This window comes from Blautia sp. XA-2221 (genome assembly GCF_028767025.1).
Classification (GTDB): domain Bacteria; phylum Bacillota; class Clostridia; order Lachnospirales; family Lachnospiraceae; genus Blautia_A.
Window position 1 is genome coordinate 156,077 of record NZ_JAJQXX010000003.1, and the last position, 23,905, is coordinate 179,981.

Below are 23,905 nucleotides of genomic sequence, written 5' to 3' on the forward strand. Positions count from 1 at the left end.
ACAGGTTACTGTTCCGTGGGCGCTGCTCCTGTGGAATTTCGTTCGATCAGCTGAGCGTGAAGGTAAATGGTTCCGATAGAAACTTTGTTCATAATACTGTCCATGGCATAAAACCCACACTTACCAAGTTCAATCCGGTCCTGGCGGATGGTGGTCAGAGGCGGAGAGGTATAGGCGCACAGGGGCAGATCATCAAAACCGATAATACTGATATCTCCCGGAACCCGGTATCCCAGCTGCTGGCACTGGATCATTGCGGCGTTGGCAATCTGGTCGTGACTGCAGATAATGGCAGTCATTCCCATATTCAGAAGTCTGGGCAGATGTTTTTCGATGCACTGAGTCACATAGTAGGAAGCGCCTGCATAATCGGGATCAGCCTTCAGTCCGTTCTGTCTCAGAGCATGGAAAAAGGCTTTGTGTCGCACCTGCATAATATAAGCTCCAAGGGCGCTGCTCAGATATCCGATTTTCCGGTGTCCGAGCTTCTTTAAGTGAGACACGGCAAGAGCCATTCCTTCATTATTATCAATTCCGATAGAAGCGATAAAAGGATTGGCAGGAATATAGTTGTCATAAAGAACGGTAGGGGTATGGCTTGTTTTAAAATCTTCCATCCAGGGATCGTTCAGAGAAAAGCCAAGGACAAAGGCGCCTGCATAACCATTCTGAAGCATAAAAACATCATAGGGAGTTTTTTTCTGAAGTTTTGCTGTCATAGGAACTACATTTACTACATAACCGGCAGGTTCTGCCATCTGTCGGAAGCCGATCACAAAATCATATCCGAACTGATGAGGTTCTTCATATTCCATATTTTCGATCAGGATGCAGAAACGTTTTGCATCATTCTTTTGTCGGCGCAGTCTTGTATAGCCCATTTCTACTGCAGTGTCAAGAATTGTTTTTCGTAAAGTTTCGCTTATATCGGGAGCGTTATTGATCGCCTTGGATACGGTTCCCTTGGAAACGCCAAGTCTGTCAGCGATATCCTGTATTGTTGCCATATGTGTACCTTCCTTTTTCCAGATATATCCGGTGTAAGAGAGCAGTTGCGTAAATCCGAAAATACAAAGCCTTCAAGGGAAAAGAGCAGAGCTTTTTGCTATGAGAAATAAGTTTATTTTTAAGTATGCTCTTTTATCCGGAAATAACTGCCTGATGCAGAAAAAAGTATTTGATATATCTGGATTCTTTGTTTTTTATTATATCGAAATACCGGGAAAAATGCAATTCTTTTGCCTGTTTTTGTTTCGAAAGAAATAAATGTGAGAATAGAAAATATAAAAAATGCACAAAAATAATATTGAAAAAATGTGGAAAACAGAGAAAAGCATCTGATATATTGACCTTTTTTTCCTGTTGTTGTATATTACAGATAACGAAACATAACGAAACATAAGGAGACGAAAATAATGGGAAAGAGAAGAACAGCGCTTCTGATGGCCGGTGTTCTTGCTGCATCCGTTCTCTCAGGCTGCGGCGGAGTTTCCGGAGAAAAGGTAGAAGAAAAGGAAAAAGTCCGGTTGATGGTCTGGTCCCCTTCTGAGGATCAGTCGAAGGACAGCGGTGAATGGCTCCAGAATACCTGCGAGGATTTTGCAGAGCTTCATCCGGAATGGGATATTACGTTCGTGTATGGCGTTGCCGATGAGGCCACAGCCGCTACACAGGTGGCGCAGGACCCGGAGGCAAGCGCAGATGTGTTTATGTATGCAAACGATACCCTGACGATCATGACAGATGCCAATGCCCTTGCAAAATTTGGAGGCAGGTACAGGGAAGAAATTGAAAATACAAACTCGGAGGAGGTTCTGGCATCTCTTATTAAAGACAATGAGCTTTACGGAGTTCCTTTTACTACCAATACCTGGTTTATGTATTACGATAAAAGTGTATTTTCAGAAGAGGATATCAAAAATTTTGATACGATGCTGGAAAAAGGGACCGTCAGTCTTCCGTTTACAAACTCCTGGTATCTTCCGGCATTCTATATCGGCAACGGATGTACTCTTTTCGGAGATGGGACAGACGAGTCAAAAGGTGTTGATTTTGCCGGAGAAAAGGCAGTTGCTGTAACAGATTATCTGATCGACCTGGTGGCAAATCCCAATTTTGAAATTGACGCAGACGGTTCCGGATTGGCAGGACTTCGTGACGGAAGTATCAATGCGATCTTCTCAGGTTCTTGGGATGCCAATGCTGTAAAAGAAGCCCTTGGGGATAATATGGGAGTTGCAGCGCTTCCCACTTTTACTTTAAATGGAGAAGAAAAACAGATGACATCTTATGCAGGCTCAAAAGCCATTGGTGTAAATCCTTACAGCAAAAATATGGTAGCCGCTGTGGAGCTGGCAGTTTATCTGGGATCTGCAGATGCTCAGAGAACCCATTATGAGCTCAGAAATGTCATTCCCTGTAATACAGAACTTCTGGCAGAAGAAGCCATTGCCAACGATCCGCTGGTATTTGCACAGAATGACACCTTTAACAGAACTTCTATTCTTCAGCCGTTTGTGGCTAAGATGAATAACTGCTGGATCCCTGTTGAGAACATGGGCAAGGGAATCAGGAACGGAAGCGTCACGCATGAAAATTCCGCAGCGCAGACTGAGGATATGAATGAGGCAATGAACAGTGACGGTATTTAAGAGAAGGGGATAGGAAAATGTTGAAAATAAAGAAAACAAAAGACGAATTTTCCACACCATATACCTGCATGAACGCCATAAAAAAAGGCGGCATTGAAACAAAGCTTTCCATGGTACTGATGGGATTTGGAAATTTTGTCCACAAGTAGAAAATAAAAGGACTTCTTTATCTGGCTGTTGAGGTGGCATATCTTGTTTTTATGCTGGTAAACGGCATTGGCTTTTTAAGTATGCTGGGTTCACTGGGAAGTGTTCCTCAGAAAGAGGTATGGGATGAGGCGAAGCAGGTTTATGTTTATACACAGGGCGATCAGTCTGTACTGATTCTTTTGTATGGGGTGGCTACGGTTCTTCTTACACTTCTGATGGTATGGGTATGGAGAGGGACTCTGAAAAGCGCTTACAAGGCAGAATGTCTGGACAAAAGCGGGCAGCATGTAAACAGCTTTGTTGAGGATGTGAAGTCGCTGCTTCACGAAAACCTGCACAGACTTTTAATGACACCCCCAATGATCGCAATTATGATCTTTACTATTTTGCCGCTGATTTTTATAATCTGTATGGCATTTACCAATTACAGTAAGATCGGAAATCATCTGATGCTTTTTGATTGGGTAGGCCTGGAAAACTTCAAGGCGCTGTTTGATTCCAACAGTATTCTGGGAAGCACCTTCTGGTCGGTTCTGGGATGGACTCTGGTGTGGGCATTTTTTGCGACCTTCAGTAACTACATCTTCGGAATGATCCTTGCTATGGTGATCAACCGGAAGGATACAAGGGCAAAAGGCTTCTGGAGATTTTGCTTTGTGCTTTCCTGCGCGGTTCCGATGTTTGTTTCTCTTCTTATTATGAGAACAATGCTACAGCCAAATGGCGCGGTAAACGTGCTTTTAAGAAATCTGGGCTGGATCGGGGCAGATGCAAGTCTTCCGTTTTTCACAGATCCGACATGGGCGAGAGTGACTGTGATCGTTATTAATATCTGGGTTGGCGTTCCCTATACACTGCTTCAGCTTACCGGCGTGCTGCAGAACATTCCCGAAGAACTTTATGAGGCGGCAAAGGTGGACGGAGCTAATGCTGTTCAGAGATTTTTTAAGATTACCCTGCCTTATATGCTGTATGTGACAACTCCGTATCTGATCGTAACCTTTACCGGAAACGTAAACAACTTTAATATTATTTATCTTCTTTCAGGAGGAGATCCGGTTACGGATCTGGCATCCACAGCCGGAAAAACTGACCTGCTTGTTACCTGGCTCTATAAGCTGACCATTGATAAACAGTACTACAACATAGGCGCGGTAATCGGAATTCTGACCTTTATGATTCTGGGGGCAGGAGCGCTTCTTACTTACCGCAACAGCAAGTCCTATAAAGAAGGAGGGATTTAAAGATGGCAGCACCAAAAATCAAGTCAGCAAAAACAAAGCGTTTTGTAAACAACACTATCGTTCATGTGAGTCTGGCGATTCTGGCTTTTATCTGGGTATTCCCCATTATCTGGGTTGTGCTTACAAGCTTCCGTGCAGAAAAGGGATCTTATGTTTCTACATTTCTGCCCCAGTCTTATACGCTGGACAACTATGTTAAGCTTTTTACAGATACATCTATTCTGAACTTCCCAAGGATGTTCATGAATACCCTGATCATTGCAATTTTTTCCTGCCTGATCGCAACCTTTTATACACTGGCAGTTTCCTACTGCCTGTCAAGGCTGAAGTTTAAACTGAGAAAACCCTATATGAATATGGCAATGATACTGGGACTTTTTCCGGGCTTTATGTCCATGGTTGCTGTGTACTTTATTCTCAAGGCAGCAGGCATGACAGAAGGAAATCTTATCCGGGTGGCATTGATTCTCTGTTATTCAGGCGGTGCAGGACTGGGATTCCAGATTGCCAAAGGATTTTTTGATACCATTCCTTATGCCGTGGATGAGGCTGCTATTCTGGATGGCTGTACCAAGTGGCAGGTGTTTACAAAGGTTACGCTGCCGTTAAGTAAACCGATTATTGTCTATACAGTTCTTACAGCATTTATGGCGCCGTGGCTGGACTTTATTTTTGCAAAGGCAATCTGCCGTGCAAATTCTGATCAGTACACCATTGCCATTGGTCTGTGGAAGATGCTGGAAAAAGAATACATTGACAGCTGGTATACAAGCTTTGCGGCAGGAGCTGTTTTGATTTCCATACCGATTGCGATTCTTTTCCTGTGTATGCAGAAATATTATGTAGATGGAGTATCCGGCGCAGTTAAGGGTTGATGAAAAAAGGAGAATTATGAGAACAAGACAGGAATTAAAGGGGCTATATCATTCTTCAGAATTTCAGGAAAAATATTTGTATGAGGGCAGCGATCTGGGGGCTGTCTGCACAGAGGAAGGAACTACCTTCCTTTTGTGGAGCCCGCTGGCAGAGGAAGTAAATCTGCGTTTTTATAAAGATGGAGAAAAAACTCCCTGTCACCAGATCATTTCCATGGAAAAAGAGAAAAAAGGAGTCTGGGCATACCGGAGGTCGGAAAATCTTCACGGAGTATACTATGATTATGAGATTACTCTGGACGGAGAAAAAACAGTAACAGGGGATCCTTATGCAAGGGCATGTGGAGTAAATGGGATCCGCAGTATGGTCTGCGATCTGAAAAAAACAGATCCAAAGCACTGGGATGAGGACAAAAGACCGGAACCATCACCGGAAAATGTGATCTATGAACTTCATGTAAAAGAATTTTCCTGGGAAACTTCCGGTGGCTTTAAAAAGGAAAATCGTGGAAAATACAGGGCATTTACAGAAGAGCATACTACGCTTCACGGAGACGGTGTGCATCCTACCGGCCTTGATTATCTGAAAGAGCTTGGGGTTACTCATGTACAGATCATGCCGGCATACGATTACGGTTCTGTAGATGAAAAAAGTGAAACAGATTTTAACTGGGGCTATGATCCGGTGAATTACAATGTGCCGGAGGGTTCCTATTCCACAGATCCGGAGCATGGGGAAGTGCGTATCCGGGAATTTAAAGAAATGATCCAGTCTCTTCACAGAAATGGTTTTCGAGTGATCATGGATGTTGTTTACAATCATATGTATTCACTGGACAACAATCTAAATCGTACTGTGCCCTGGTATTACTTCCGAACAGAAAAAAACGGAGAGATCTCCAATGGCTCTGCCTGCGGAAATGATGTGGCAAGCGAGCGTCCCATGTGCGCCAGATATATTCTGGATTCAGTGCTTTACTGGGTAAGGGAATATCATATTGACGGATTCCGTTTTGATCTTATGGGACTTCTTGACGTAGAGCTTATGAACCGCATCCGAAGAGAACTTGATGCTGTTTACGGAGAAGGAGAGATTCTGATCTATGGCGAGCCATGGGCAGCGGATGCGACAGCCATGGAGGACGGCACAGCACCGGCCCTGAAAAATAATATACAGCTTTTGGACAAAAATATTGGTATGTTCTGCGACAACACAAGAGATGCTGTTAAGGGGCATGTATTTGAGGCGGAAACGCCGGGCTTTGTCAACGGCGCCCAGGATATGGAGGATAAAATCCTGGACAGTGTAACTGCCTGGTGCGGCAAAGGCGGCGCAAAGGCTCCCAGTCAGATCATCACTTATGTATCGGCACATGACAACTGGACGCTCTGGGATAAGCTGGAAAAGACGATTCCTGATAAGAAAGAGCGGGAGAGAGTGAACCGTCTGGCAGCAGCTGTTTATATGACTTGTCAGGGAAATCTTTTTTTCCTTTCCGGTGAGGAATTTGCCAGAACAAAGGACGGATATGAGAATACCTATAACGCTTCCATAGAGCTGAATTGGCTGGACTGGGAGCGGGCGTATGAATATCAGGAGTTAAGACGGTACTATCAGGGACTGATCGCTCTTCGGAAACAGCTTTCCGGACTCTGTGACAAATCAGAGGAGGCGTGGAAAAGAATTTCCGGGCAGTGGAAAGAAGAGGGGGCTGTGGGATTTCTGGTGGATAACCGGGATAAAGAGCAGACATCACCCTGGAAAAAGCTTCTGATCATTTATAACAGAACAGAAACAACAGTAAAAAGAGAACTTCCGGAAGGAGAATGGGAACTTCTTCTGAACGGAGAAAGCAGTTTTCTCTGGAAAGAGGCAAAGAAGGCGGAAAAGGCAGAAGCGGCTCCGGTGAGCGTTCTGCTTCTGGGACAGAGGTAAGGATATGAAGTGGATTTATGGAAAACAGGAACTGAAAAATCTGGAAAGGGGACAGGAAAATTGTTACCTCCTTACCAATGGACTGGGTGGCTTTTCCTCTCTGACTATGACAGGTTCTGCGGCACGAAATGATCATTCCCTTCTGATGGCCTGCGTGCAGGCTCCAAACCACAGATACAATATGGTACATCGCCTGAAGGAATGTCTGTGTTTGGGGGAAGAGGAGATTGTTCTTTCTTCCCAGGAGTTTGCGGATAGACAGAAAGAAGAGGGCTGTTCTTATCTTTCCTCTTTTATATTTGATGATATGCCCATATGGAGATTCCTTGTTCACGGAGTAGAGATCCGAAAGGAAATCGCCATGAAGCAGGGGGAAAACACGGTAGCAGTCCGCTACAGTATCAGAAACCGCAGCAGTAAACCGGCAGAGCTGAAAATCCTGCCTTTTTATCAGTTTACTGCAAAGGGAAGCGAGCCGGAACCGGAGCAGGAATTTCAGTATAGGGAAAATGCTGTTATTTCAAACGGAATGACTCTCGGCTTCCGGACAAATGGAACATTGATTGATATAGAAGAAATACAGGAAACATATTTTTACAGCTATGACGTCTGTGACGGACGAAAGGAAACTGGTCTTGCAAAAACCGGACACATGATCACGGAATGTGTTCAGCCGGGAGAAAACAGGATTATGAAGATTGTGTATTCCATGGAAAATGCAGATCAGGATGCAGATGCCATTATCCTGGGAATGCAGACCTACCGTAAAGCCCTGGAGGCGAAGGCGGGACTTCACAAGGAAATGGCAAAAGAGTTGGTAAAAAGCGCCAGTCAGTTTGTTTCCAGAAGAGAATCTACCAATGGCAGCACCATTCTTGCAGGATATCCGTTTTTTGAGGACTGGGGAAGAGATACCATGATCGCTCTTCCAGGCGTGTGTATTTCTACCGGTCAGTATGAAACGGCAAAGGAGATTCTCAGAACCTTTGCGATTAATGAGCGGAGAGGCCTGATGCCAAATCTTTTTCCGGAGGGTGGAAACGAGCCTCTTTATAATACTGTGGATGCAGCGCTTTTGTTTATTAATTGTGTATATCTTTATTATCAGGCTGCGAAAGACAGCGATTTTGTACGGGAAATGTACCCGGTGATGGAGCGGATCATAAAAGCTTACCGGGAGGGAACCGATTACGGAATCCATATGGATGAGGACGGCCTGATCCGGTCAGGAGAGGGACTGTGGCAGGTAACCTGGATGGATGTGCGGGTAGGGGATATTCTTCCCACACCCCGTCACGGTAAGCCTGTGGAAATTAATGCTTACTGGTATAATGCGCTGTGTATTATGGATGAACTGGCAGACATCGTAGACAGAAAAAAAGGTTATACACAGTTAAAAGAAAAAGTAAAAGCTTCTTTTGTGGATAAGTTCTGGATGGATGACAGAAAATGTTTAAAAGACCTTGTATCAGGAACAAAGGCAGATACCCAGATACGGTGTAATCAGATATGGGCAGTATCTCTTCCGTTTACCATGCTGGAACCGGAAAAAGAACAGCAGGTAGTGGAAACTGTTTTTGAGAAACTTTATACTCCATATGGACTTCGCACACTGGAACAGGAAGATCCGGAATTTCATGGGCTTTACCAGGGAAAAATGGAAGACAGAGATATGGCTTATCATCAGGGAACTGTATGGACATTTCCGCTAGGAGCTTATTATCTTGCATATCTGAAGGTGAATCAGTACAGTCCGGAAGCAAAAGAAATCGTGAGGGAGCAGCTTGAGGTTATGGAGGCAGCCATGAGAGAGGGCTGTATCGGACAGCTTCCGGAAATCTATGACGGGGAAAATCCCACCCGCTCCAGAGGCTGTTTTGCACAGGCCTGGAGTGTAGGGGAGATCCTGAGAGTATATGAAGCACTGGAAAAACTTTGAGCATAGAAAGAATAGAAAAGAGGAGACAGCTATGGAGAAATTATTAGAGCAGGTATTACAGGAAAGATACCAGAAAACGATTAAAGAAGCCTCAAGTCAGGAGATTTACACAGCACTTCTTCTGATCACAAAAAATAAAATGAAGAATATGAAGAGAAACGAAGGAAAGAAAAAGCTGTACTATATCTCAGCGGAATTTCTGATCGGAAAGCTTCTCTCCAACAACCTGATCAACCTTGGGCTGTTTGAGGAGACAAGAGAGGTTCTGGAAAAGAACGGCCATCACCTTACAGATATTGAGGAGATCGAGCAGGAGCCTTCTCTTGGAAACGGAGGTCTTGGACGTCTGGCAGCATGCTTCCTAGATTCTATCGCAACACTGGGCCTGAACGGAGACGGAGTGGGATTAAATTATCATGACGGTCTGTTCCGTCAGACTTTTGTGGATCATAAGCAGAAAGAAGAAAAGAATCCGTGGATCACAGAGGATTCCTGGCTTACAAGAACAGAAACTACTTTCCAGGTTCCTTTTAAGGATTTTACTCTGACCTCTGTTATGTATGACATTGAAATTCCGGGTTATAAAAACAACTGCAACCGTCTGCATCTTTTTGATACAGACACTGTGGATGAAAGCATTATCGGCGATGGTATCAGCTTTGACAAAAACGATATCAAAAAGAATCTGACACTGTTTCTTTATCCGGACGACAGTGATGAGGCAGGTCAGCTTCTTCGTATTTACCAGCAGTATTTTATGGTCAGCAATGCCGCGCAGCTGATCCTGAAAGAAGCAGAGGACAACGGCTATGATCTCTACAGACTTTACGACCATGTTGCAATTCAGATCAACGATACTCATCCTACCATGGTGATTCCGGAGCTGATCCGACTTCTCATGGAAAAGGGATTTAACATGGATACTGCTATTGACGTTGTAAGAAAGACCTGCGCTTATACCAACCACACCATTCTTGCGGAGGCTCTGGAAAAATGGCCGGTTGCATATCTTGAAAATGTGGTTCCACATCTCATGCCTGTGATCCGTGAACTGGATGCCCGTGTGAAAAAAGATTACAGCGATGAGCGGGTTGCCATTATAGACAAGGATGACCGTGTGCATATGGCGCATATTGACATTCATTACGGATATGCGGTAAACGGCGTAGCTGCCCTTCATACAGAAATTCTGAAGGAATCTGAGCTGAAACCGTTCTATGATATTTATCCGGAAAAATTCAATAATAAAACAAATGGGATCACTTTCCGCAGATGGCTGAAGCACTGCAACCATGAACTGGCAGATTATCTGGAAGAGCTGATTGGCGGAGAATATCTTGAGGACGCCACAAAGCTTGAAAAGCTTCTGGATTATAAAGACGATGAAACTGTACTCAAAAAACTTCGTGAGATCAAAATGCATTCCAAGGAAGAGCTGAGAGATTATCTGAAAATGACTCAGAATGTGGAGATCGATCCAAATTCAGTATTTGATATCCAGATTAAACGTCTTCATGAATATAAAAGGCAGCAGATGAACGCTCTTTATGCAATCTATAAATATAAGGAGATCAAAAAAGGAAATCTTCCGAAGCGTCCGCTGACAATGATCTTTGGGGCCAAGGCAGCTCCGGCCTACACCATTGCCAAGGATATTATTCATCTGATCCTGTGTCTGCAGGAGCTGATTGAAAAGGATCCTGAGGTGAATAAATACATGAAGATCGTTATGGTAGAAAACTATAATGTAACCAAGGCAGAAAAGCTGATCCCTGCCTGCGATATTTCCGAGCAGATCTCTCTTGCTTCCAAGGAAGCTTCCGGAACAGGAAATATGAAGTTTATGTTGAACGGTGCGGTAACACTGGGAACAGAGGACGGCGCAAATGTGGAGATCCATCAGCTTGTTGGAGATGAGAATATCTATATTTTCGGAAAACGTTCAGAGGATGTAATTCGTCTTTACGAGGAGGAAACCTACAGTGCAGAAACGATCTACCAGGAAGATGAAATGATTCGTGAGCTGGTTGATTTTATTACAGGCAAAGAGTTAGAAGCAATCGGAGATATGGAAAATCTGGAAAGACTGTATAAAGAAATCCGCTCCAAAGACTGGTTTATGGCTCTTCTGGATGTAAAAGAATATATTCAGACAAAAGAAAAAATGCTGGCAGATTATGAGGACGAGGCAGCATGGTCAGGAAAAGCTCTGGTAAATATTGCAAAGGCCGGATACTTTTCTGCAGACCGTACCATTGCCGAGTATAACCGTGATATCTGGAAGCTGTCATAAAATAAAGAGGTGGCTTATGAGAGAATCAGGAATTTTGATGCCGGTATCAGCCCTTCCCTCCAATACAGGAGTGGGAGAGCTGGGAGCCGACACCTTTCGGTTTATTAAAAATCTGAAACATTCAGGCGTAAAGATCTGGCAGATCCTGCCTTTGAATCCGGCAGGATATGGAAACTCTCCATATCAGCCGTACTCCTCCTGCGCGGGAGATGAAATTTACATCAGCCTGGAAGAACTGTATGCTCAGGGACTTCTGAAAGCTTTGCCGGAAGCTTTCCGTAAAAATGCGGAAAAGGTGGATTATCAGGCAGTGAGAGAATGGAAGGAACCTTATCTCCGGGAAGCCTGCGGCAATTTTCAGGAAACAGAAGATTATCAGAAGTTTGCAGAGCAGCCCTGGGTAAAAACTTACGGAATGTTCCGTGCTTTAAAAAAAGAAAACGGAAACCGCTGCTGGAATGAGTGGAAGGATGCGGATAAATCCTGGCCGGAAACAGGCGCAGAAGTTCCGGTTCATGTAAAGGAAGAGGTTCAGTACCAGATGTTCCTTCAGTATGTTTTTTACTGTCAGTGGATGGCTGTAAAAAAAGCTGCCAATGATGTCGGGATTCGCATTATGGGAGATGTTCCTTTTTATGTGGGCGTGGATTCTGTGGATGTGTGGGCCGGCAAGGATAACTTCCTTCTGAATACAGACGGCCGTCCTATCTTTATTGCAGGAGTTCCTCCTGATTATTTTAGCGCTACAGGTCAGAGATGGGGAAATCCAATCTATGACTGGGATTATCTGAAAGAAAGTGATTACCGGTTCTGGCTTGACCGGATCGGATACAGCAGCAGGCTGTTTGATATGATCCGTATTGACCATTTTCGAGCTTTTGACACCTTCTGGAAAATTCCGGCAGCCTGTCCAACTGCCATTGAAGGGGAATGGATCGAGGCTCCCGGATACGAAGTGCTGGATATGCTGACAAAAAAACTTCCAGAGGTGGAGCTGATCGCAGAGGATCTGGGTGATCTTCGTCCTGAGGTTCTTACCTTAAAAGAACATTATCATCTGAAGGGGATGAAGGTTCTGGAATTTGTACTGGATACTTCTGGAAAATATGCAGTAGACAGCTTTCCGGATGAGGAAAATATGATCATATATACCGGAACCCATGACAACAGTACGTTGATGGAATGGTATCAGGAACTTAGTGTACCGGCCAGAAGAAAGGTACGGCGTTTCCTGAAAAAACAGGGTATCAAAAATGGTTCTGTACAGGACAGGCTTCTGGAATATACCTGGAGAAGCAAAGCAGAGTACGCAATTGTTCCTCTTTCTGATATTCTTGGAATGGGAAAAGACGCAAGACTGAATACTCCGGGTACGGTGGGAAGTCCAAACTGGGAATGGCGGATGCCGGACGGAAAACGGATAGAAGCAGGTCTAAAAAAATATGCCGGACATTTGAGAGAGAGGAAATAACATATGGAATTTACCGGGGTTTATCACAAAACTTCAGAGCAGATGAGCTATCCGTACAATGAAAACCAGCTGATTGTGAATATAAAAACTGGTTATGACGTAAAGCGGGTCTTCATACATTATGGGGACCCGTTTGATGCAGGTATTCTGGGCGGAAAAGAAAAATGGTCCGGAAAACGGGAAGAAATCTGCTACAAAAAGCGGCTGAAGCATCAGCTCTGGTGGACAACCACCCTGGAGCCGCCGTATAAAAGATGCAAATATTATTTTGAACTTCAGACAGAAAAAGAAATCTGGTATTATTTTGAGGACGGTTTCCTTACAGAAGAGCAGCTTCATATGGATGGAAGAATGCTTCAGTGTTTTATTGTTCCCTGGATGAATCCGGCAGATCTTAACAGGACGCCGGACTGGGTGAACAGTACAGTATGGTATCAGATTTTTCCTGACAGATTCTGTAATGGAACACCGGAAAAAAATACAGAGGATATCATTCCCTGGAGAACCGGACCAGTCACCAACAGAGAACGGTATGGAGGGAATCTTTCCGGAATCCGACAGAAACTGGATTATCTGAAGGAACTGGGTATCAATGGGATTTATCTGAATCCTATTATGAAGGCGGAATCCAATCACAAATATGACACAACAGATTATGAAAAGATCGATCCGGCTTTTGGTGATGAAAAGGAGTTTTCTCTTTTGGTAAAGGAAGCCCATGATCACGGTATCCGCGTGATGGTGGATGCGGTATTTAACCATTGCGGCCCCAAATTTGCGCCCTGGCTGGATGTGCAGGAAAAAGGACGTGATTCCGAATATGCGGACTGGTTTATGATCAATGACTGGAGTGACCTGAAGAAAAAGGCAGACACCCGGGACGGAAGATTTTATACCTTTGCCTTTGCAGACGGAATGCCAAAGCTGAATACCAATAATGAAAAGGTGCAGGAATATTTCTGTGATCTTTGTGAAAACTGGATTCGTGACTATGACATTGACGGCATCCGCTTTGATGTTGGCAATGAGATTTCCCACAGCTTCCTAAAAAAGATGAGAACCAGGGTGAAAGGACTGAAGCCGGATATTTATCTTCTTGGTGAAATCTGGCATGATGCAAGCCAGTGGCTTATGGGAGACGAATATGATTCTGTTATGAATTATCCTCTGATGAGTGGTATTCATGATTTTTTTATTGATAAAGCAATGACAAAACAGGACTTTGAATATATGGCCAATCACTGTTATACTATGTATATGCAGCAGTGCAACAATGTACTTTTTAATCTTCTGGATTCCCATGATACGGAGAGATTGATGAACCGTTTTTATGATCTGGATATCTTTTATCAGCAGCTTGCGGTGTTGTTTACCATGCCGGGAAGCCCCTGTATTTACTATGGAACAGAAATTGCAATGGAGGGCGGACACGATCCGGACTGCAGAAGATGCATGCCCTGGCAGGAACTGGATTCAGAGGAAAACAGACAGCGTATAGCAGAAATGAAAAAACTGATTTCCCTGAGAAAGCAGGAGCCTTCCTTTAAAAGCCTGTACTTTAATTTTCCGGGAAACTATCAGGAGAAGCGCTGTGTGGATTATATTAAGCTGGATGAACAGAATCAGAAAACGGAAGTGCTGTTGAACTGTTCAGAGGATTCTATAAAAGTGGAAGAACAGGGAGAAGTCCTTTTTGCCCGTGGCTATATGAATGGAAGCCTTGCAAAAAATGGAACTCTCATACGAAGGATTTAACAGGAGGAAATGGATATGAACAATAAAAAATGGTGGCAGAATTCTGTGGTTTACCAGATTTATCCCCGAAGCTTTCAGGACAGTAACGGAGACGGGATCGGCGACATCCAGGGAATTATAAAAAGACTGGACTATCTTCAGGAGCTTGGCATTGACGCCATCTGGCTGTCTCCGGTGTGCAGATCTCCCCAGGATGACAACGGTTATGATATTTCCGATTATCAGGATATTGACCCCATGTTCGGAAATCTTGATGACATGGAGCAGCTGATCTCTGAGGCAAAAAAGAGAAATATCCGTATTATTATGGATCTGGTGCTGAATCATTCCTCTGATGAACACCGTTGGTTTACTGAGGCAAAAAAAAGCAAGGACAATCCTTATCATGATTACTATGTATGGCGCGATGGTGAAGAGGGCGTTTATCCAAATGATATGGGCTCTGCATTCGGAGGCCCGGCCTGGGAGTGGGTGCCTGAGTTAAAGCAGTATTATTTTCATCAGTTTTCCGTAAAGCAGCCGGATCTGAACTGGGAAAATCCTAAGGTCAGAAGAGAAATTTATGATATGATCCTCTGGTGGATGGACAAAGGTGTTGGCGGCTTCCGTCTGGACGTGATCGACCAGATCGCCAAGGAGCCGGATCTTATGATCACCAATAACGGACCGAGACTTCATCAGTTTATTCAGGAATTAAGCAGGGAAACTTTCCAGAAGGGCGATCTGATCACAGTCGGAGAGGCCTGGGGAGCAGATATTGACCGGGCAAAGCTTTATAGTAAGCCGGACGGCAGCGAGTTTTCCATGGTGTTCCAGTTTGAGCATATGATGCTGGATCAGGAACCGGGAAAAGAAAAATGGGATTTCTGTCCTCTGCCTTTTTTGAAACTGAAAAAATGTCTGGAAAAATGGCAAAAGGAGCTTCACGGCTGCGGCTGGAACAGCCTTTTCTGGGATAATCACGACCTTCCGAGAATCGTATCCCGTTGGGGAAATGATAAAGAGTACAGAGTGGAGTCTGCAAAAATGCTGGCGACTGTTCTTCATGGAATGGAAGGAACTCCCTATGTGTATCAGGGAGAGGAGCTTGGTATGACAAACGTGCGCTTTGATTCTATTGAACAGTATCAGGATATCGAGATCCGAAACATGTACAGGGAGCGTCTGGAAAAGGGCTATTCAGAAAAAGATATTATGGAATCCATTTATGCAAAAGGTCGTGACAATGCCAGAACTCCCATGCAGTGGGACGATACAGAAAACGCAGGCTTTACAACAGGAACTCCATGGCTTGGAGTTAATCCAAATTATACGGAGATCAATGCTCAGAGCCAGATTAATGACGAAAACTCTGTTTTCCATTATTATAAAAAGTTGATTCATCTCCGCAAAGAAAACAGCATTTTTGTTGACGGTGATTTTACACTTCTGTTGCCGGAAGACGAAAATATTTTTGCTTATGTGAGGGAGTATGAGGGCAGGAAACTGCTGGTAGTAGCTAATTTTACAGATAAAGAGGTGGAGTGTCCACTGCTGAAGGAGTGGGGAGTGCCTGCGGTTGACGTTGGCGTTAATAAGAGCCAGGAGGATAGCAGCGTAGAGCTTTTAATCCACAATTACAATGATCTGCCTTCCCTGAAGAAGCTGAGACCTTATGAAGCGATGATGTGGGAAAAAACAGAGACAGGCTCTGAGAGCTGATTTATGGAAAATCTTCATTTCTCTCGTAACCATGAATCCGGTTTTTAATTACTGAATAAGGACTTGAGTATTTTGGGGCTCTAAATTCAAAGCCTCCTTTACCAGAGAAGCATTTTTTACTATTTTTCTTAAATTGGAAACGATATTTTGCCATGAGAAAACTGATCTCCCAAAAGCTGGATTTTCAGGTCTGACTTTTGGGAGGCAGTTCAGAATTAAATTTCATGGACCCCGACATTTTTACAGAACTTTAAATTATGCACCCCTATACACCCCCAACATTTGTTATAGAACCATTTTATTTAGAATCAAAAAAACACCCCCGGAAATCTCCGGGGGTGAAATCGTATCTGGATTAGTTTGTGATAACAAGTTCAGTTTCTTTGTCAAAGAAGTGAGCTTTGTCCATATCAAAGTCGAAGCTGATCGGATCGCCAGTTTTTGCTGTTGTACGAGGATCAACACGAGCTGTGATCTGAGTTCCGTTTACATCAAAGTACAGGAATACTTCTGCTCCGAGAAGTTCGTATACTTTCACTACAGAAGACATGGAGCCGTTAGCGGAATCAGTAACATCCTCAGGACGGATACCCATAACAACTGTTTTGCCTACATAGCCTTTGTCTTTGAGAACTTTTGCTTTTTCTGTCGGGATCACAACCTCATCATTACCAATCTTAGCAACCAGGTCAGAACCGTTTTCTTTGATCTCAGCGTCAAGGAAGTTCATCTGCGGAGATCCCATGAATCCTGCTACAAACAGGTTGCCCGGTTTCTGATACAGGTTCTGAGGTGTGTCTACCTGCTGAACAACACCATCTTTCATAACAACGATTCTGGTACCAAGAGTCATAGCCTCTGTCTGGTCATGTGTTACATAGATGATGGTAGCGCCCAGTCTCTGGTGGATCTTGGAAATCTCAATACGCATCTGTACACGAAGTTTCGCATCCAGGTTGGAAAGAGGCTCATCCATAAGGAATACCTTAGGATTACGAACGATTGCACGACCCATAGCAACACGCTGTCTCTGACCACCGGAAAGAGCCTTCGGTTTACGGTCAAGAAGTTTTTCCAGGTCAAGGATCCTTGCAGCTTCACGAACCTGTTTGTCGATCTGATCTTTCGGAACCTTGCGGAGCTTCAGACCAAATGCCATATTATCATAAACAGTCATGTGAGGATACAGAGCATAGTTCTGGAATACCATTGCGATATCACGGTCTTTCGGCTCTACATCATTCATAACTTTGTCACCGATTTTAAGAGTACCGCCGGAAATCTCCTCAAGACCTGCAATCATACGAAGAGTTGTGGATTTTCCGCAGCCGGACGGTCCTACAAAGATGATAAATTCTTTATCTTCAATTTCAAGGTTAAAATCCTTAACAGCTTCAAAGCCGTTCGGATAGGTTTTGTTAATGTGCTCTAATGATAAACTTGCCATTTTAAATTCCCTCCAGATAATATTTGTAAAATATAGTTTTGCTCTTGTTTTGAACTGTACTCAGTATAACGAAAAGCGATAAAATGTACCAGAGAAGAATCCTACAAATATTTCAGAGGTTTATTGACAGATTGACGAAAAGACAATATTTATTGTGCAGACTGTCCATATTAATCTGCTTTGTGTCACACTGGCTCCATGACCAGACGGCGTTCATTCAGGAACATGCCCTGAAGATTTTCTGCATGGAAACGACGCTGGAACAGATCGCATTTGCAGAGAAACAGATAATAAACGTTCAGGTCGCAGTCGTTGAGAGTTTCAAAATTCCCCTGACCTTTTGCGAGAATCACATCTGCCTGATAAAGAAGCTCACGGGATTCAGAATTGATTCCGGGAATCCATGTACCGCCTATATTGCTGCCGTTGCCGATCACCTTTACCAAATCGGTAAGTCCGATTTCCTCTGCATCCTCCATGGTGGCATCATTTACTACCGGGTATCCGCGGACGATTACTGTGATGTCCAGATTCGGATACTGCTCTTTTAGGATTTGCACAGCCAGTTTGTCCAGAACAATTTCTCCGCAGTTGTCAGTAAGATAGACAAGCTTTCTGGCAGAGGAAAGATCATGAATAAAATTTTTATATTCTTCTTCGTCCAGTGCTTCTGAGCTTTTTTCATCAAGAAGAGTAATGACGGTAGACTGGTCAACATTGGAAATGGCGGCAAAGTCAATATAATTTCCGATACGTGCATAGAGAAGCGCCTTTTCCAGAGGATCGTCTGCTTTTCGGATTTTTTCTTCTATAGAGGCTTCCATATTCAGCATAAGCTGATTGAATTCTCTTTTGATTTCTGTGAAATCTTCCATAGGACAATTCCAGAATTCGCTGTAGAGCTTTTGAATTTCTACAGAAAGGCTGGGAGAGCAGTCCTGTTCCTCGGAACCAGAAAGAATTGCCATTACCTTTTTCATATATTCGGTTTTTTTATCCATGTCCGGGAATTTCCGGATTTTTTCTTCCTGTTTATTTACTGCACAGCACATGCAGAATGGGTTCAGTTTCATTTGTGTTTCCTTTCCATACCTGTTTTAGTTAAAATTATTTATGGTATCATTATAAGCCATTACAGGGAGAGGGGCAAGTGAGAACATGAGGGGGAGGTTTGATAAAACATTACAGGACACAGGGAGAAATTGGGGGAGGTGAATTTTATAAATATAGATGAGATAAACTGTATGGAAAAAGTCGTTTCAAGTTTTGTGTGATATTAATTGCTTGGGCAGAGCCGGTTTTTGAGGTTTTGCCTTTGCTTGTATTATAATGAAGTTCCCAGACAATGGCTTTCTCTCACTTTTTTCTCTTCCCTTCATAAGATAAGGAGAAGGAAAAAGGAGTATCACAAATATGAGAATAAAAAAAAGACTGACAGCGGCAGTTCTTGCTGTTCTTCTGGCAGTGGCAGCTCTTCCGTGTGCAGTTATGGCGGAGAGAAAAGAAGAGAAGCTGACAAAGATTACGTTGAATGAGGTTGCTCATTCTGTTTTTTATGCGCCTCAGTATGTTGCTATTGAAAAGGGGTATTTCGCAGCCCAGGGATTGGATGTGGAGCTGGTGACTGGATTCGGAGCGGATAAAGTTCTTACAGCTCTGATCTCCGGGGAGGCGGATATTGGATTTATGGGAGCGGAAGCCTCTATTTATGCGTATCAGGAGGGCGCTACAGATCCGGCAGTGAATTTTGCACAGCTGACTCAGAGGGCGGGGAATTTCCTGGTGGCAAGGGAGGAAATGCCGGACTTTCAGTGGAGTGATTTGAAGGGAGCGAAAGTGCTTGGAGGACGAAAAGGTGGTATGCCGGAAATGGTTTTTGAATATATTCTGAAACAAAACGGACTTGACCCGCAGAAGGATCTTTCTATTGACCAGAGTATTGATTTTGGTTCTACAGCAGCGGCTTTTGCAGGTGACGACTCTGCTGATTTTACAGTGGAATTTGAGCCTTCTGCCACAGCTCTTGAAAAAGAAGGAACAGGTCATGTGGTTGCTTCGCTTGGAGTGGATTCCGGATATGTGCCTTATACTTCCTACTGCGCAAACACCAGTTATCTGAAAGAGCATCCGGATGTGATACAGAAGTTTACAGACGGCCTTCAGATGGGGATGGAATTTGTGCAGGAGCATACACCTGAGGAAATTGCCAGGGTGATTGCACCGCAGTTTCCGGAAGCAGATATGGAAACACTTACCACTATTGTAAAGCGTTATTATGAACAGGACACATGGAAGGAAAACCTTGTTTTTGAAAAAGAAAGTTTTGAGCTTTTGCAGGATATTCTGGAAGACGCCGGAGAACTGAGCCAGAGGGTGCCCTATGAGAAACTTGTTACAGTGAAATATGCGGAAAAAGCTGCAGAATGACAGAAATCTGCGTTTTTTGATATTGACACTTTTTTTCTCCTGTGACACTATAAAATAAGAAAACGGAAGGAGAAAAAATATGTCAGACAAAAGACAATGTGGTGTGCTGCTGCCTGTCAGCAGCCTGCCGTCAAAATATGGAATCGGATGTTTTTCAAAAAGCGCTTATGATTTTGTGGATGCGCTGAAAGCAGCAGGACAGAGCTGCTGGCAGATTCTGCCTTTGGGCCCTACCAGCTATGGTGATTCTCCCTATCAGTCATTTTCTACTTTTGCGGGGAATCCTTATTTTATCAGTCTGGAAGATCTGATCGAAGAGGGTGTTCTTACAGAAAAGGAATGTGATGCCGTGGACTTTGGCAGTGACCCTTCCAGTGTGGATTATGCGAAGCTGTACAAGGGGCGTACCCTTCTTCTCCGAAAAGCTTATGAGCGCAGCAATGTGGGAGCAAACGAGGAATTCAGGCGCTTTCAGAAGGAGGAAGCCTGGTGGCTGAAAGATTATGCGCTTTTTATGGCTGTGAAGCAGAGATTTGATGGAAAGCCATGGAGTGAATGGGCGGAGGATATCCGTCTCAGATGGCAGAATGCGCTGGATTATTACAGACGCGAGCTGTATTTTGAAATTGAATTTCAGGAGTATATGCAGTTTAAATTCAGGCAGCAGTGGATGAAACTGAAAGCTTATGCCAATAAACAGGGAATTGAGATTATTGGAGATATTCCCATTTATGTTGCCATGGACAGTGCGGATACCTGGGCAAATCCATGGCTGTTTAAGCTGGATGAAAACAATTGCCCCACACAGGTTGCAGGTTGTCCTCCTGATGGCTTTTCTGCAACAGGACAGCTTTGGGGAAATCCTCTTTACAACTGGGAGGTTCACAGAAATTCCGGATTTGAGTGGTGGATCAAACGAATCGAAAACTGTTTCCGGCTTTATGATGTAGTCAGAATTGACCATTTCCGTGGATTTGACGAGTACTATGCAATCCCTTATGGGGATAAAACAGCGGAAAACGGATGGTGGGAAAAAGGACCGGGCATTGATCTGTTCCGGGCGATTTCTGAAAGACTTGGCTCAAGAAAGATTATTGCAGAAGATTTAGGATATATGACAGATTCTGTAAAACGTCTTGTAGAGGAAAGCGGATATCCAAATATGAAGGTCATAGAGTTTGCCTTTGATGAAAGAGACACAGGAAATGCCAGTGACTATCTGCCTCATAATTATCCGGAAAATTGTGTGGTTTATACAGGCACGCATGATAATGAAACACTTTTATCCTGGTTTCAGGATATTACGCCAAAAGAGCGCAGGCAGGTAAGAGAATATCTGAATAATTTTCATGGTTCAGACCAGGAAATCTGTCAGGATCTGATCTGTCTTGTTATGAGAAGTGTAGCAAAGCTCTGTGTGATCCCGGCGCAGGATTATCTTTGCCTGGATAATTCCGCACGTATGAATCAGCCTTCTACTCTGGGAAACAACTGGAAGTGGAGGCTGACACCCGGACAGATTACAGAAGAACTTCAAAAGCAAATGAAAGCACTTGCCGGAAGATACGGCAGAGAGTAAGAATCGGCCCAGCAAAAAAAGCCTCCGGAATGTTCCGAAGGCTTTTTGCCATAAGCAGATAACGGGAATCGAACCCGCCTTCCCAGCTTGGGAAGCTGGTGTTCTACCGATGAACTATATCTGCATGAGATTATTATAGCACTGAGATTTTTGGGATTCAAGATAACTTGAAAAAATACTTTGTGGAAAGCTGAAAAGTAAATGAAAAAGGAAGCAGATCACGCTATATGAAAACAGAAGGAAGTTGTTATGCTGTGCGTGATAGGGAAATTCTTTTGTCTGCTGTGTTTTTGGTTGCGATTGTTATAGAGATTTTATTTGCCAGCTGCAAGTTTCTGATGACAGAAGTAGATGATATGGTGTACCATGAGAGAAATAAAAAGAAAAGAGGAAAACAATTATGAAAATTGGATTTATTGGTTGCGGAAACATGGCTTCAGCTATGATCGGCGGAATTTTGAAAAAAGGGATTGTAAAAAAAGAAGAGATCATTGTGTCTAATCTTACAGAGGCAGGATCAAAACGAAGCCGGGAAAAGCTGGGCGTAGAGACGACTATGGACAATCGTCAGGTTGTTTCTCAGGCAGAAATTGTATTTCTTGCAGTAAAACCGCAGTTTTATGAAGAGGTTCTTATAGAAGTGAGAGATCTTTTAACAGAAAAACATATTCTGGTGGGAATTGCTCCTGGTAAAACTCTGAAATGGCTGGAAGATATCTGTGGCTGCCCTGTGAAGGCTGTGCGTCTGATGCCAAATACTCCGGCTCAGGTGGGGGCGGGAATGACTGCCGGCTGCTGCAATGAACGGGTAACAGAAGAGGAAGTTCAGAAGATCAGAGAGATTGCAGAAAGCTTTGGAAGATTTGAATTTATTCCGGAGAGACTGATGGATGCGTTCAGCGCAGTATGCGGATGTTCGCCGGCTTATGTATTTATGTTTATTGAGGCAATGGCAGACGCTGCAGTTGCCCAGGGACTTCCGAGAAGTCAGGCATACTCTTTTGCGGCTCAGGCAGTGATGGGAAGCGCAAAAATGGTATTGGAAACAGGAATGCATCCAGCTGAACTGAAAGATATGGTCTGCTCTCCGGCAGGAAGTACCATAGAGGGCGTTAGGATTCTGGAAGACAAAGGAATGAGAAGCGCTGTATTTGAGGCTCTTACGGGAGCAGCAGAAAAAGGAAAACGTCTGTAAAATAAAACATCAGGATTTATTTTTTGTAAAATTGTGTTAAAGAACAGAATGTGCTAAACTATTTCTTATAAGGGAGGTTTAGCACATGTTTTTTATTCAGAAACTCCTTGAACAGTCTATGAGGCTGGAAAATAGCAGTAAGCCGATAGTACAGATTGTGGGGAAGCTTCTGGGAATCATTCCGGTATCTTACAGTAGATATCTGGAAAAAAGGCTGATGAGCGGAAAGTGGGATCCTGCACAAAAATGGAGAAAAGTAACGCCGTGTATAAAAAGACGGCACAGAAGAAAAAGAAAACAGCAGAGATAAAAGAAAATATCAATAAAGGTGTCCATATGGGAAACAAGAACACCTGAAAATATCTGTCATTTAGCCGGATAAAAAGCAGTGGATTATTTTTTTGTGAGACCACGGCTTAAAGTACTGTTGTGGTATCTGGAGGAAAAGGTGACGTCCTCTCCGAACCAGTCAGGAGGGCAGTAGGATTCGGCTTCTTCCTGAGAGGAAAATTCTACTTCAGCCAGAAGAAGACCATTATATTCCTGATGAAATACATCAAGTTCAATAGTCAGTCCGTTTTTTTCTGGGATCAGGTATCTTGTTTTTGAGATAACAAGTCCGTCAGCTTTCGGCTTCAGGTGAAGATAGGCATCTCTGGTCAGCGGAAGATTATATTCTTCCCGGGTCATCAGTCCTTTTGATTTATAAGTAAGATAATATTGTTCATCTTGTCTGCGGATACGCACAACCGGTTCTGTACAGAGATAGCCCTGTTCAATTTCATGGCAGGGGAATTGCTCCAGGTTAGCGGGAAGCTGCTCTTTTTTTATAAGAAATTTTCTTTCTATTTCCATGATATACTCCTTGTGATTGAATGTTGGTAAAAAATTATAAATGATAAGATTCAAGAGACTATAAAAAGTTTCTTCTATTTATTTTGGGATGGATATAAATATTTGTTTCATACTCGAATAAAGCAGCACACTGTTTTATATTATGGATTTTAAAGTATTATCAGTCCGTATCGGCAGGCTGTGTTCTGTAAATGGACAAATACAGAATTTTGCATAATAGAATCCGTAGTATGCGGACACAAATAACATGAATTTCAGTCTGTGTTTTGTACAAAAATAAAACAGCAATATTGTGTGCTTTTTTATCCGTTCATTTATAACTCTATTATTATAGCATGGGGAACGCGCTCCGTCACGAGATTTTGCTGTGGTTGACCTGGTAAATTT

General features: G+C 43.4%; 18 protein-coding genes, 1 tRNA gene and 1 pseudogene. 14 read left to right on the forward strand and 6 right to left on the reverse strand.

Annotated elements, in window-relative coordinates:
- Positions 1–5: 5 nt before the first annotated feature.
- Positions 6–1,007: a LacI family DNA-binding transcriptional regulator gene (locus tag LU279_RS04045; protein ID WP_274421286.1), complete on the reverse strand. Its 1,002-nt coding sequence runs from the start codon at positions 1,005–1,007 to the stop codon at positions 6–8.
- 408 nt (positions 1,008–1,415) lie between these two features.
- On the opposite strand from LU279_RS04045, the gene LU279_RS04050 reads away from it, so the two are divergent.
- The 9 genes and pseudogenes from LU279_RS04050 (at position 1,416) to LU279_RS04090 (ending at position 16,015) form a co-directional block, all read left to right on the forward strand.
- Positions 1,416–2,651: an extracellular solute-binding protein gene (locus LU279_RS04050; RefSeq protein ID WP_274421287.1), complete on the forward strand. Its 1,236-nt coding sequence runs from the start codon at positions 1,416–1,418 to the stop codon at positions 2,649–2,651.
- Positions 2,652–2,668: 17 nt separating this feature from the next.
- Positions 2,669–4,045: pseudogene (locus LU279_RS04055) on the forward strand (carbohydrate ABC transporter permease).
- Positions 4,046–4,047: 2 nt separating this feature from the next.
- Complete coding sequence (locus tag LU279_RS04060; RefSeq protein WP_274421288.1) at positions 4,048–4,920, forward strand: sugar ABC transporter permease; 873 nt, start codon at positions 4,048–4,050, stop codon at positions 4,918–4,920.
- Positions 4,921–4,936: 16 nt separating this feature from the next.
- Positions 4,937–6,856 (forward strand): type I pullulanase, encoded by a 1,920-nt coding sequence (gene pulA / locus LU279_RS04065; protein ID WP_274421289.1) that lies wholly within the window; start codon positions 4,937–4,939, stop codon positions 6,854–6,856.
- Positions 6,857–6,860: 4 nt separating this feature from the next.
- Positions 6,861–8,795 (forward strand): amylo-alpha-1,6-glucosidase, encoded by a 1,935-nt coding sequence (locus tag LU279_RS04070; RefSeq protein ID WP_274421290.1) that lies wholly within the window; start codon positions 6,861–6,863, stop codon positions 8,793–8,795.
- A gap of 31 nt (positions 8,796–8,826) precedes the next feature.
- On the forward strand, positions 8,827–11,088 hold the full coding sequence (locus LU279_RS04075) for a glycogen/starch/alpha-glucan phosphorylase (protein ID WP_274421291.1): 2,262 nt from the start codon (positions 8,827–8,829) through the stop codon (positions 11,086–11,088).
- 16 nt (positions 11,089–11,104) lie between these two features.
- Positions 11,105–12,559 (forward strand): 4-alpha-glucanotransferase, encoded by a 1,455-nt coding sequence (gene malQ / locus LU279_RS04080; RefSeq protein ID WP_274421292.1) that lies wholly within the window; start codon positions 11,105–11,107, stop codon positions 12,557–12,559.
- Between the two features lie 3 nt (positions 12,560–12,562).
- On the forward strand, positions 12,563–14,314 hold the full coding sequence (locus LU279_RS04085; protein WP_274421293.1) for a glycoside hydrolase family 13 protein: 1,752 nt from the start codon (positions 12,563–12,565) through the stop codon (positions 14,312–14,314).
- Positions 14,315–14,329: 15 nt separating this feature from the next.
- Positions 14,330–16,015 (forward strand): alpha-glucosidase, encoded by a 1,686-nt coding sequence (locus LU279_RS04090; RefSeq protein WP_330684552.1) that lies wholly within the window; start codon positions 14,330–14,332, stop codon positions 16,013–16,015.
- A gap of 1 nt (position 16,016) precedes the next feature.
- On the opposite strand, the gene LU279_RS04095 is transcribed toward LU279_RS04090, so the two are convergent.
- The 3 genes from LU279_RS04095 to LU279_RS04105 form a co-directional block, all read right to left on the reverse strand.
- Complete coding sequence (locus tag LU279_RS04095; RefSeq protein WP_274421295.1) at positions 16,017–16,169, reverse strand: hypothetical protein; 153 nt, start codon at positions 16,167–16,169, stop codon at positions 16,017–16,019.
- A 201-nt stretch (positions 16,170–16,370) separates the two neighbouring features.
- Positions 16,371–17,462, reverse strand: coding sequence for an ABC transporter ATP-binding protein (locus tag LU279_RS04100; protein ID WP_274421296.1), 1,092 nt, complete (start codon positions 17,460–17,462; stop codon positions 16,371–16,373).
- A 185-nt stretch (positions 17,463–17,647) separates the two neighbouring features.
- On the reverse strand, positions 17,648–18,535 hold the full coding sequence (locus tag LU279_RS04105) for a damage-control phosphatase ARMT1 family protein (RefSeq protein WP_274421297.1): 888 nt from the start codon (positions 18,533–18,535) through the stop codon (positions 17,648–17,650).
- A 346-nt stretch (positions 18,536–18,881) separates the two neighbouring features.
- On the opposite strand from LU279_RS04105, the gene LU279_RS04110 reads away from it, so the two are divergent.
- Positions 18,882–19,889, forward strand: a complete 1,008-nt coding sequence (locus LU279_RS04110; protein WP_442870142.1) for an ABC transporter substrate-binding protein — start codon at positions 18,882–18,884, stop codon at positions 19,887–19,889.
- Positions 19,890–19,968: 79 nt separating this feature from the next.
- Positions 19,969–21,468: a 4-alpha-glucanotransferase gene (gene malQ, locus LU279_RS04115; protein WP_274421299.1), complete on the forward strand. Its 1,500-nt coding sequence runs from the start codon at positions 19,969–19,971 to the stop codon at positions 21,466–21,468.
- A gap of 53 nt (positions 21,469–21,521) precedes the next feature.
- Here malQ (LU279_RS04115) and LU279_RS04120 read toward each other — a convergent pair.
- Positions 21,522–21,592, reverse strand: a tRNA-Gly gene (locus LU279_RS04120).
- Positions 21,593–21,695: 103 nt separating this feature from the next.
- Between LU279_RS04120 and LU279_RS04125 the strand changes: the two genes are divergently transcribed.
- The 3 genes from LU279_RS04125 to LU279_RS04135 all read left to right on the forward strand — a co-directional run bounded on the left by LU279_RS04125 (position 21,696) and on the right by LU279_RS04135 (position 22,973).
- A complete protein-coding gene (locus LU279_RS04125; RefSeq protein ID WP_274421300.1) occupies positions 21,696–21,872 on the forward strand; it encodes a hypothetical protein in 177 nt (58 codons plus the stop codon).
- Positions 21,869–22,663 carry a pyrroline-5-carboxylate reductase gene (proC, locus tag LU279_RS04130; protein ID WP_274421301.1) on the forward strand — a complete coding sequence of 265 codons (795 nt, stop codon included), beginning with the start codon at positions 21,869–21,871 and terminating at the stop codon, positions 22,661–22,663. Before LU279_RS04125 ends, proC begins: the two co-directional genes overlap by 4 nt.
- A gap of 85 nt (positions 22,664–22,748) precedes the next feature.
- On the forward strand, positions 22,749–22,973 hold the full coding sequence (locus LU279_RS04135; RefSeq protein WP_274421302.1) for a hypothetical protein: 225 nt from the start codon (positions 22,749–22,751) through the stop codon (positions 22,971–22,973).
- Positions 22,974–23,056: 83 nt separating this feature from the next.
- On the opposite strand, the gene LU279_RS04140 is transcribed toward LU279_RS04135, so the two are convergent.
- On the reverse strand, positions 23,057–23,518 hold the full coding sequence (locus LU279_RS04140; RefSeq protein ID WP_274421303.1) for a CYTH domain-containing protein: 462 nt from the start codon (positions 23,516–23,518) through the stop codon (positions 23,057–23,059).
- Positions 23,519–23,905 lie beyond the last annotated feature (387 nt).